Below are 12,327 nucleotides of genomic sequence, written 5' to 3' on the forward strand. Positions count from 1 at the left end.
AGGGTGCTTTATGACAATGACAATGAACCGATTGCTTAAGCTGTTCCTAATATTTGCGCTCGCTATAACCGGCTTGACAACCTACCAGTCCAAGCAGGCCGACGCCGCCGCCTATCCGGTCATCTACACGTTCGATTTGCGGCAGATCTCTGGCTCGTTCAACACGGCCGAATCTTACGATATCAAGCTTTTTGTCACCACGCTGCAAGGGATTGTCAACCAAAAGGGACCGCGGCTGTACGTCTACAATTCCTTCTACGTACAGACCCCGTCCATCACATCCGTTCAGTCGCTGCAGATCGACGAGAAGTGGCTGGAGACCTTCCGCAAGCCGGGACAGTGGCTGAGCGAATATACGGTAAGCCCGATTGCCACGCTCGAAGCGCTCGTCGATACGTTCCGTGCCGACCTGGCCGGGCTTGTCGTCTGGGATCCCAAGGTCCATGCCACGGCCAACGTGGCAACGACCATCGCCGGCATCGAGCGGACGCCGGCCGTCATGGGAGGCGGGCGCCTCCATGCCCGCTTGACCTCCGCGCCGAACAGCCTGACCGTCGCGCGTAATCTGGCGGGCCAATTCAGCGGCGCCAATGCCAAGACGGACGCCTATGTGTGGGCAAAGCAGCAATATTTGGATACGGGACTTGCGAATGCAGGCGTGCTCGGCTACATCGAAGACGCGTACGCGATGCTGCCCGCCACTCACTCGCAGGAATACGTATCCGCAAGAGACATACTCGTCATGCGCAAGGGCTTCGTATTCGACCTGAGCCCTTGGGGCGACGAACGGCCTTTCGATGCCCCCAATCAGACGCTTGGCAAGGATCTGGAAACGTTCCTCGCCATCCTTCAGTCGGCGTACGCCTTGCATGGAAACAAAACCATGATCGAGGTTTACGGATTTTTCCCATGGTGGGACAAATATTCGACTTACGGCGGCAAAGGGTCCCATACGGAGTTCGAGGGCGAATGGAAGACGGTCGAGCTGCTCTCCAAGTACAATGCGGCCATCGTCAGCATCCTCGATACGATGGGCGACTCCAATATGTCCGTTCATTGGTGGTCGCCCGTCGCGACGAATTTGAAGCCCGCGAACGAGGCCGGCAGCCGTCCTACTCTCGCCAACAAAACCTATATCCTGTGGGGAATGGGCGATCACGACTCCTCGACCGTCCATTATCAATTCCCCTACGTGTGGAATGCGGACCCTGCCAGGGGCAAGACGCCGATCGCGTGGAATATCGTGCCGGCCACCCGCAACGCCGGGGACATCATGCAATTCCTCTACGATACGGCAACGCCGGGCGACTACCTGGTTGCGGGCGCCGGCGCGGGCGGGTACGCCAATCCGGACTTCATTAAGGATGTCTCCGTCTGGAAGGGTTGGAACGAGCAAATCTACCGCTCGACGGGCTATACGATGTCCGGATTCGTCCTGAACGGCAACGCCGGAGTCGTCTCTCCGTCCTCGGAGGAGGTATACCGCTGGTTCTCGAACGACCTGTCCCTGGTCTACAATCCCAATCTCAGCTCGCCCAAGCCGGATGTACGAAGCACGAATATGGTCGTGATGGGCGACAACGTGCCGATTGCCACCAACAACGTCAATGCGCAGGCTGCCCAAATTTACAGCGCGACGGCTGCGTTGACAAGCCCGGGAACGACGCCCAACTTCCTGTACATCAAGCCCGCTTTCACCTCAACCGAATATATCAGTCAGGTCATGAAGAAGATCAAGGCCGAACATCCGGAGTATAACTACGAGGCGGTTGATCCGTACACCTATGCTTCGCTGATCAGGCAGAAGGTCAAAGGCAATGTAGCTAACGACGCTATTATGCTGGATCTCCAGCTTCCCGAGCAGATGATCGCCGGCCAGAAGTATACGGCATCCGCCACCGTCCGCAATGTCGGCAGCGCCGCATGGACGGCCGCCAACAATTTCAGATTAGCCGCAACGACGGACAATGCGCTGTTATGGAGCGACTTCCCTGACGGCGGTTATTCCTTGGCGGCCGACAATCAGCGTGTCTTTCTGGCGTCGTCGGACAACGTCGCGCCGCAGCAGACCAAGACGTTCACCTTCCAGGTGCAGGCGCCGACAACGCCCGGCAGTTACCTGTTCGGCACTTCGATGATTCGGGATGGCGTGGCCGCGTTCGGCGACAACCGCAAGAAGACGGTTCAGGTCGTCCCGGTTCCGGCCAATGCGGCGCGCATTACGGCCGTCACTGTTCCATCCGTCATGAACGAGGAACAGGTATCCACCGTTTCCGTCACGGTAAAAAACATCGGCACCAGCACGTGGACGGCCGCCAACAACTTCAGACTTGCGGCCATTCCAGACAGCAACCAGGTGCTGTGGAGCGCGTTCGGCAGCGGCGGCGGATACAGCAGCGGCGTCAATAATCAGCGCGTTTACCTGAGCGCCGCGGACAGCATCGCCCCCGGCGGGAGCAAGACGTTCAGCTTCTCCATCGCCGCGCCGCGAACGAGAGGCGTCTACAGCTTCGCGGTCCAGATGATCAAGGACGGCACCGCTCTCTTCGGCGATACGGGGGTATACGACATCCGTGTCACGCCGGGCGGCGCGTCCGCCAACGATGCGGTTAGCTTCCACGACAATATCCCCGAATACGTGGCGCCAGGCGACGTCGTCCCCGTCTCCGTCAGCTTCAGGAACACGGGAACGAACGACTGGACCCGAGCGGGCAACTACACGCTTAAGAGCGCCAGTACCAATCAATTGACCTGGAGCCGCTTCCCTTACGGCGGCACGAGCGTCAGCGCAAGCAATCAGAGCGTATACATGAGCGCGTCGGAGCGTATTAAGACCGAACAGGCGAAGACCTTCTCCTTCTTCGTGACCGCGCCGAGCACGCCGGGCAACTATACGCTTTCGATGCAGTTAAACAACGGCAGCGCAGGCTTCGGCACCGCGAAGACCTTCACCATCCGCGTCGCCGACCCAAGGGATGCGAAGTACGCGGGGTGGGAAGTGCCGACCGTTATGGCGGCCGGCAGCAAGGCCGGCGTGAGCATCGATGTTCAGAATGCCGGGGCGAACGAATGGACGGAAGCGAATATGTACAGGCTTTATGCCGGTCCGACCAATCAATTCGGCTGGAGCGACTTTGTCAGCGGCGGATACAGCCTGAGCGCGACCAATCAGCGCGCCTTCCTGCCCGGCTCGGAGACGATCGCAACCAGCCAGCGCAAGAGCTTTACATTCAGCATCCAGGCACCGGCAACGCCGGGTACCTACACCTTCAGCGCAGGCATGATTCAGGACGGAGTCGCGACCTTCGGCACCGTCAAGACCTGGACCATCAACGTGGTCGACGCTTACGAGCAACGAGTGAACGTAGGGTCCTCCACATCCTACAGTGATGCGAGCGGGCTCCTTTGGGCAGCGGATCAGCCATACGCGGGCGCCAATACATGGGGGTATACGACGTCCACGACATCCGTCACCGCAACGACGGATACGATATCGGGAACGAGCGACCAGGCGCTGTACCGCACTCAGCGTTTCGGCAGCGGAGGCAACGCGTTCGCTTACAAGTTCAACGTTCCGAACGGCACTTATAAAGTAACGCTCGACTTCGCGGAGATCTACTACAATGCCGCCGGTATAAGGATATTCAACGTCGACATCGAAGGGGCGAACATGCTGTCGGGCTACGACAACTATACGGGAGCGCTCGGACATGACAAGGCGCGCAGGTACACCTTCGGCAACATTGCCGTAACGGACGGCGTGCTGGACATCGACTTCAGCGCTCTAGCCGATGCGGCAGCCGTCAACGCCATCGAAGTGGCGCGTACACGTTAAGCGCCCATTGCCGCCGAGTTCTGGAATAGCGCGCAAACGTTCTGAAGCCCGTCAGGAATTGTCCTGACGGGCTTGTCGAGTTCTATGGGCGTTCGGACGCCAGAGGGTGGGCCTTTCCGATTCAAGACTCTATGGTCTCCAGCTGTCAATTAACAAATAAACGCCTGTAAACAACAAAATGACATAGGTGAATATCCGAAAAAACCTCTGATTAACCTTGTTAAATAAAAGTTGCCCCAGGTACAGACCCACCCCTACAAGAGGTAGAGCCAGACCGCTTGACAGCCAGACGGTTTTACTTGTTCCGGCAAAAATGATTTGGATACATAAACTCAATAAGTAGATAAACAAATAAAAGGCCAGCGTCGTGCCTCTTAACTTTGCTTTTGAAGTATCTGTTCCCGAAAAATACAGCAAAACAGGCGGTCCGGGCATGCCTATGCTTGCCGTAAGGGAACCTGATAGTCCTCCGACGAACAGATCCTTGCCCTTATTTTGACTGATACGAAACTTAAGTATTAATAACATGGTTAATAACAAGATAATGATGCTTATACCCATTTTCAATTTATTAATGTCTAAAAACAGAAAGGTAACGATTCCCAATGGTAAACCAATAACACTCCCCGCTATTAACCTCTTTAAAATGCCAAAATCTATATCCTTTTTGATTTTAGTTATTAGGGCCAACGATATAATGAGCGATAAAATCAAATTGATTTGAATAGCTTCCATTGGTTCGAACAAAAGAAGAAGAAACGGAGTAGCTAGAATAGAAAATCCAAACCCCGTGCTGGTTTGCAATATGGAAGCCATCAAAATAATGATAATAAATAGAAGGATCGACATCTATTTATTGTAACAGTTTGCAATTCCGATTAAAAGAATCGCACAAAAAGCGAGGCTGCCCCGTAGATGGACAGCCTCGCCGATCATGACCGTTTATTTGGAATCTTTGTACTGTTCTCCGCTTTCGCCTTCAAGCTTCGTATAAAAATGATTGCGGGAAGCTTCCTCAATCGCGCCATATGCCCAATGTTCGTGATCGACATCCTTCCAGGAAGGAGCAGGAACGCGGGTCAGCGGTCCGCGATCAAGAACCCGATTAATGATCGTTACGGCCTCCGCCCTGGTCAAATAACGATTCGGCTTGAAGTCGCCCTCTTTGTAACCGATCATGTATCCCGCACTCGACACGGCTGAGATTGCTTGATTTGCCCAATGTCCCGCGCCTACGTCATCGAAGCCGGATTGCGGTTCCGACGGCAATTCGAGCTCCAGCCATCTGGCAAGAATCATGGCCATCTCCGCTCTCGTAATGCCGGACTCCGGACGGAAATTCCCTAACGTATCGCCAATCATCCACCCGAGCCCATTGAGCCGTTCAATGTTGGGCGACGCCCAGTGGCCTTCATTTACATCCGGATAGAGCTGCTTAAACGAAGCCTCCGCTTCAAGCTCATTCACTCTAAACAGGATAGATGCCATCTCCGAGCGCTTAACGGATGCATTCGGCCTGAAAGTGCCGTCCGTATATCCCTTCATATAGGCGGAATGATGAGCGGACTCCGGTGTTTCCTCTTCAGCCTCTTCTTCCTCGTCAACTGGATTGACAGGGAAAATAATGACCGGAGCGCTCTTTAACTGAATAATCGTAAATGTACTGAACTTGTTGATTTCGATTTCCAGTCCGACCGGCACGCCATCCTTGTAGACGACAGTGCCTTGCTGAACAACCTTTTCCCCATCGCTGTGTTCAATGTAAATCCGCAGCGAATCAAGGAAGCTTGCTGCATTGCCTGTCGGCACTACAATACCGTTCTTGGCGAAAGGAATAAACAGCTTTGTATTGTAATTGCTGTAGTTAGTCTCGATCTCCAGCGAGGAGCCGAGCACCTCAACTTGACGACCGCCTGCCGCGGTCCGAACGACAGATTCATTCGGAATTGCATCGTTGATTGCTTTCTGTTTGTCTGCATTTTTAACCGGTACAATACGGAAGAACAGATCCAGGAAGCTTTTATTCATTTGCGCCAGCATATCGTTACCCATGCTCAGACGCGCAAAGTCGGTTTGAATTTCAAGCGAATTCCCGTGATCCGCCAACAAGGACATAGACTGCTGCGGAATTTCGATTGCGTATTCATCAGCCGGATCTGTATCTTCATTGACATATATAATCGCCGGGTTGTCTGCGGTCAATGGATTTCCGGCAAACGTACCCGCACTGGCTGCATCGAATATCGCCTTATCGATCTTGGAGCCGTCGGACATTGTAATACGGTTAACGTCGACTTGCTGCTCTTGCTCTTGTTGTTCTCCGCCCTTGATATCGACTTGGCGTCCAACGGACTCGCTTATTTTGTCCAAGCTTTCGGATTTGACGATCAGCAGGAAGGTTCTGCTCTTCGTCATGCCGTTCTTGGAAATTTCGGCGGTCAGAATGACACTGACATCGTTAGCCTGACGGGCAACCGTCGCTTCAATCCGGTTGTTCAACGGCGAGTTGATCGCTATAACGCCCGATTTGGCGGATTGCCATTGTACCTGCGTATCATGCGCTCCTACCGTTAGAACGAATACGTTGTTCGTCACGCTTTCCCAAGTATCCTGACCCTGGTACTCTACGGAGAGGCGGCGCAAGGCATTGTTGATCTGCTCCTCGGTCGTCAACTGCAAATCCACGATCAGCTTATCGCTTTCCAGCTTGCCTGACTCAATGATCGTAATTTGCAGCTCGTTCGTCTTAATCGGTCCCTTGACCGTAACCTCTCCGGTCGAACCCGAAGTGTTCGTCGCGTTGCCGACTTCTTTGCCTTCGGCATCGTAAACGACAACCGTCGCGCCGTTCGGAACATCCTTGACGACGATCGTATCCTGTTGAACGCTGATGCTTTCAATCTGATCATTCGTTGGTCTGGAGGATTGATCGCGAGCAGTAAAGCTCTTTTTCTCGCTTTCCAGCTTATTCGGCTCCGAGACGCTGATCAAATATTGTACTCCCGCATCAAAGCCCGGATTCATTGCAATAACCAGATTTGTGCTTCCGGATGTAGTGTTCTTCCTGGAAATAAGCAGCTTGCCCGTCGAGTCGTACACTCTGACGGTTGCTCCAGGGGCAACATGTTTGACAGTTATAACATCCTTAGTGGCGTTAACAATTGCCTGCTCCTCGCCAAGCGCAGCTGTCTGCTCCAATCCGGCAATGACCGATACAGTGCTGCTCTCCAGTTTGCCCTTCTCCTTAACGGACACCTTCACCGTATCTCCGCCAGCTATGCCAGGGGCCGGGATCGCTATCGTCAAGTCTGCGGTTTCGAGGCCATTGTTGGTTATCGTGCCGATCAATTGATTGCCGGCATTATAAATATAAATCGTTGCGCCTGCGGGCACCGAAGCAACTTGGACCGTATCCTTCGTCGCATTGGTCGTAATACGTTCAACCGTCAACGGGTCGGACATCACCAGAATGTCCACCTGAACAGCCAGACTTTCGAGCTTGTTCGGCTCCGTGATCTTTACATCGACCTTTTCCAATGCGCCAAATCCGTCGATAATCGTGACGGTTACCGTTCCCGCCGTTTCGCCGTTGTTTGTCGCCGTGCCGATTTCGTCGCCCTTGTCATCGTACACCGTCACCGTCGCGCCCGCAGGCACGCCCTCCACCGTCACTGTATCCGTCGAGGCATTGGCAACGACAGTGACCGGCTTGGCGCTCTGCGTATACACAGCGATGACCTCAATCGGCTCGCTTGCCGCTTTATTGCTGTCCTTCTTCGATACGAATACACTGTCTCCATCCGCAAGATCGATAGAAAGCTCGACAATAACCGTGCCAGAGGCATTGCCTGTATTTGTCGCAGTTCCAATTACTTTGAGTTGATCGTCGTCGTCGTAGACGATAATCGTCCTGCCCGGAGCCACATCCGTTACCTCAACCGTATTGTTGGTCGCGTTCGCAGACACCTGACCCGCCGTTAGCGGTTCGCTCTGCTCATAAGTTACCGACTGCGGCGCTTTATCGCTCTCCAGATACCCGTCGATGACGATGCTGACTTGAATCTTATCGGCAAGGCCTTCCAGGTTCTCCAGCTTCAACGGTCCCGCTGTTTCGCCTTGCGTAAGACGGCCCAATTCCTTGCCGTCCTTATCGTATACGATGATCGTCGCGCCAGACGGCACCTTCGTCACCGTTACCGTGCCTTCCGTGCCATCCGCCTCGATGCTGGATTCGCTTGGCCATACCGCCTCGATTTGCATCTCCGCTTTGACCTTCTCGCTCTCCAGCTTATTCGGTTCCGTAATTGTTACATAGACGGAGTCCGACTCGTCATACTCTCCAGTAATTGTGACGATTACCGGTCCAGCTGTGTTACCGTTATTAGTAGCAGTGCCGATTTCGCCTTCTTCATCGTACACTGTCACTGTCGCTCCTGGCGGAACATTCGTTACCGTCACCGTATTATCCGTCGCATTCGCCGTAATGGACGATTCCAACAGCGGCGGATAGCTTTGATCAGTGGTTGCCGTTGCGCCTGTTTTTTCGCTTTCCGTCTTGTTCGGCTCCGTAATTGTGACATCAACCGCTTGCCCATCCGTCAAACCACCGGCTGACGTAATGGTTACAACGACCGAACCCGCTTCATCCTCTTCGTTCGCTGCCGTGCCGATCAACTCGCCATCCTCATCGTATACCTTGATTACAGCGCCTGCCGGTACGTTCGTCACCGTCACGGTGTCGTTCGTCGCATTGACGGATATCGCCGATTCATCAAGCGCAGCGCTTTGCGTGTAGACCACGTTCGCTTGCTTCGGCGCGCTCTCCAACTGCCCTTCGATTACAATGCCGACTTGAATCTGATCGCCCATGCCTTGCAAGTTTTCCAGCGTCAACTGCCCCGCTGTTTCGCCTTGCTTAAGACGGCCTAGCTCCTTGCCATCCTTATCGTATACAATAATCGTCGCTCCTGCCGGAACATGCTCTACCGTCACCTTACCTTTTGTACCGTCCGCCTCTATGCTGGAATCGTTTGGCCATACAGACTTCGTTTGCGTCGCCGCTTCGGTTTTCTTGCTCTCGGACTTATTCGGCTCCGTAATGGTTACTTTTACGAAAGTCTCTTCGTTAAGGCCGCCACCGATCGTGACGATTACCGTTCCCGCTGTTTCGCCGTTGTTTGTCGCTTTTCCGATTTCATCGCCCTTGTCATCGTACACCGTCACCGTTGCACCTGGCGGAACGTTCGTCACCGTCACTGTATCCGTCGATGCATTGGCAACGACAGTGACCGGCTCGGCGCTCTGCGTATACGCAGCGAATACCTCAATCGGCACGCTTGCCGATTTGTTGCTGTCCTTCTTCGATACGAATACACTGTCTCCATCCGCAAGATCGATAGAAAGCTCGACAATAACCGTGCCAAAGGCATTGCCTGTATTTGTCGCAGTTCCAATTACTTTGGGTTGATCGTCATAGACGATAATCGTCGTGCCCGGAGCCACATCCGTTACCTCAACCGTATTGTTGGTCGCGTTCGCAGACACCTGACCCGCCGTTAGTGGTTCGCTCTGTTCATAAGTTACCAATTGCGGCGCTTTATCGCTCTCCAACTGCCCGTCGATCAAGATGCTGACATAAATCTCCTCGCCCATGCCTTGCAAGTTTTCCAGCGTCAGCGAATCCGCTGTTTCGCCTTGCTTAAGGCGGCCCAACTCCTTGCCGTCCTTATCGTATACAATGATCGTCGCCTCAGCCGGAACATCGCTCACCGTTACCGTGCCTTCGGTGCCGTTTGCTACGATGCTGGAATCATTTGGCCATTCCGATTGGGCCAGAACCGCTACTGTAGTCGGCTCGCTTTCGGACTTGTTCGGCTCCGTGATCGTTACTTTTACGTTAGTCTTATCGTTAAGGCCGTTTTCGATCTCTACGATAACCGTTCCCGCCGCAGCGCCGTTGTTTGTCCCCGTGCCGATGACCTCGTCATCTTCATCATACACCGTCACCGTCGCGCCTGCCGGAACGTTCGTCACCGTTACGGTGTCATCCGTCGCATTCGCCGCAACGTAGATTGGCGCAGCGCTTTGATCGAAATGCGCAATAACGCTCGTCTTCGCGCTTTCGAGCTCGCCCGCTGCTTGCTGCGTAACGAACAATAGCTGGTCGTCTGCAACATCTTCGGCAATATCCACAACAACATCGCCTGCCGTGCTGCCTTCGTTAACCGCTTGACCTAGCACAACGCCATTAGCATCGTAGACGCGAACGATCGTTCCTGGAGCAATGTCCGCCGCCGTGACGGTATCCGTCGTCGCATTGGCGGCAAGCTGATCCGCCGCTAACGATTGGCTCGGCACTTTGCCGTCGACGCCGACTTTATCGCTCTCGTATTTTTTCACTTCAATAATAGAAACCTCATAATGATCGCCGAGTTCGATTCCCGGAGGGAACATGTCGAAGACCATGTCGCGCGTATTGGCTGTCCGGTTATAAATCGAGGCGATCTCATCGCCATCCTTGTCATACACGATGACCTTTGCGCCGCTCGGCACATCCTCGACCGTAATGATGTTTGTCGCGCTATTCGCCGTAACATGGACCGGCTGGTCGCTTGTTTCCAAACGGGTCGTCGCCGAAGTTCGATGGCTCTCGATTTCGTTATGGTTCTGAATCGTCGCTTCTACTTGCTGCAAGTCCAGCAGTCCGTCCGCAATCGTGAGGGCCAGAGGGTTCGGGTCGGCAGCCGCAGCGGCTTCGCCGATTAACTCGCCGGAAACAGGATCATAGATACGAACCGTTGCTCCTGCTGGCACATCCGCTACATAGACCGTGTCCTTCGTACCGTTGGATACAATCTGCCCAACTGCGAGCGCTCCGCTGCGCACCTTCGGCCTTATCGCCGTTTTGTCGCTCTCAAGCCGGATTCCGGTTTGATACGTAATGTAGATATTTTCTTCGCTGCTTAAGGAGAATGACAGATCCTTCGCTGTGAGCTCCACGGTTCCGCCGGTCTCCGACGTGATCTGCAGCGGCTCGCTGTCGCTCTCGCTCCGGTAGATCGAAATTACCGCTCCTGCAGGCACCTTGTTCAGCGTTAACTGCTGATCCGTCGCATTGGCGATAATATCTTGCGCCAAAGGCGCAGTAGACTTGCCCACCAGTGTTACATCAGCAGTTGTAAATATGCCGCTCGGGCCTTCCGCCTTCACCGTAGAGGGACCCGACGTCCCGGAAGACGAGATGTATACCACGGCTTTGCCGTTGGCATCCGTCACAACCGACGACGGTTCGACGATTGCATCGTTCGTGGCCGTTACCGTAATCGGAATGTCACTCTGCCTCGTGCCGCCAACTGCTGTAATATCCAGCTTCCACCTGCCGTCCTCTTGCTCCGTCTTTGCGATCGTGTATCTTGTCGGCGCTTGCACATACGTATTATTGCGGACATCGATCGGGGCAAAATCGTTGGTGAAATACCATTTGGTAATATCGTGATTCTGATAAGCTCCGCCCGTTGCGGCCGTAAAACCTACATAGACGTCGCTGGAACTCAGTATTGAAGTCAAATTCACATTATTCTGAGCAAGTGTCGCCTCTGTTGGCCTTGTATCGGAATCTTTGTTGACCCGAATTTCAATCTTCTTATTGATACCGTCATAATCAACCCAGGCATGAATCGTGCCTGACTTCATATTTAATGTCGAAGTGGACAGTTCCTTTACAGGAATGGCTCCTCCCAGAACGCCATTGAAATTGATTCCAATGTGATTGCTGTTTGTATCCCCGCCTGTTCCGTTGTTCCACGTATCGAATTCGATGCCTACGCTTTGCTGAATGCCCTGGTAGCCCATTCCCCCGCCAGCCGCTCCCGCGGCGTTCGAGAAGGTTTGCACCGTAAACACGATACCGTCGGCCCAGCCGACATCATATCCGCCGCCGTTCGTAATTTGGAACGTGAAGTACGAACTGAAGGAACGATCATTCTTCAATGACACGCGCTCCATATTAAAGGCTGTTCCCCATTTTTGTTCAGCTGCGGGCGTCAATCTTAATCGGCCATTGTAGTAGCTCGTAACGCCGTTCGTTTTCAATCTGCCGTCATCGCTGAAAGAATCGTACTTAAACGTAATAAAATTGTCAGCCGCCGCATAGACGCTGCTTCCTACTCCCGGAATTGCCACCTGAATGATTAATAGCAACGCCAACAACGATAATTGAAACCTTTTCAAGCTTAGCATGCATACCTTCCTCCCTGGCATCTAGTTAAACTGCCAATCCATAAACATATAAGTTTTTTCCAAACATTCGCTAATCGAGTATCTTTCGACACGGGTAAAATAGACTATGTATATGTTATATCGACATAGTGCCTCCCTCTCGTAGGTAACATCTAATAGGATTTCATGCTCAACAGACAGCGAATTTCGACAACATCTACTAAAATAGTACCATCGCCCTCTGAACAAACGCTGAACAAGTTCTGCTTGGACGC

At 53.4% G+C, this 12,327-nt stretch carries 3 protein-coding genes; 1 reads left to right on the forward strand and 2 read right to left on the reverse strand.

What is annotated here, in order from left to right; translation table 11 throughout:
• The first annotated feature begins 10 nt into the window (after positions 1-10).
• On the forward strand, positions 11-3,835 hold the full coding sequence (locus KJW29_RS23000) for a malectin domain-containing carbohydrate-binding protein (RefSeq protein WP_214626364.1): 3,825 nt from the start codon (positions 11-13) through the stop codon (positions 3,833-3,835).
• 129 nt (positions 3,836-3,964) lie between these two features.
• Here the strand turns inward: KJW29_RS23000 and KJW29_RS23005 are convergent, their stop codons facing one another.
• Positions 3,965-4,684, reverse strand: coding sequence for a sulfite exporter TauE/SafE family protein (locus KJW29_RS23005; protein WP_214626365.1), 720 nt, complete (start codon positions 4,682-4,684; stop codon positions 3,965-3,967).
• A 93-nt stretch (positions 4,685-4,777) separates the two neighbouring features.
• Positions 4,778-12,073, reverse strand: a complete 7,296-nt coding sequence (locus KJW29_RS23010) for an S-layer homology domain-containing protein (RefSeq protein ID WP_214626366.1) — start codon at positions 12,071-12,073, stop codon at positions 4,778-4,780.
• Positions 12,074-12,327 lie beyond the last annotated feature (254 nt).

The organism is Paenibacillus agaridevorans, from assembly GCF_018604145.1.
Lineage (GTDB): Bacteria > Bacillota > Bacilli > Paenibacillales > Paenibacillaceae > Pristimantibacillus > Pristimantibacillus agaridevorans.

Coding starts and splice junctions, on each gene's coding strand:
- KJW29_RS23000 (WP_214626364.1), top strand. CDS start 11: ATGACAATGACAATGAACCGATTGCTTAAGCTGTTCCTAATATTTGCG.
- KJW29_RS23005 (WP_214626365.1), bottom strand. CDS start 4,684: ATGTCGATCCTTCTATTTATTATCATTATTTTGATGGCTTCCATATTG.
- KJW29_RS23010 (WP_214626366.1), bottom strand. CDS start 12,073: ATGCTAAGCTTGAAAAGGTTTCAATTATCGTTGTTGGCGTTGCTATTA.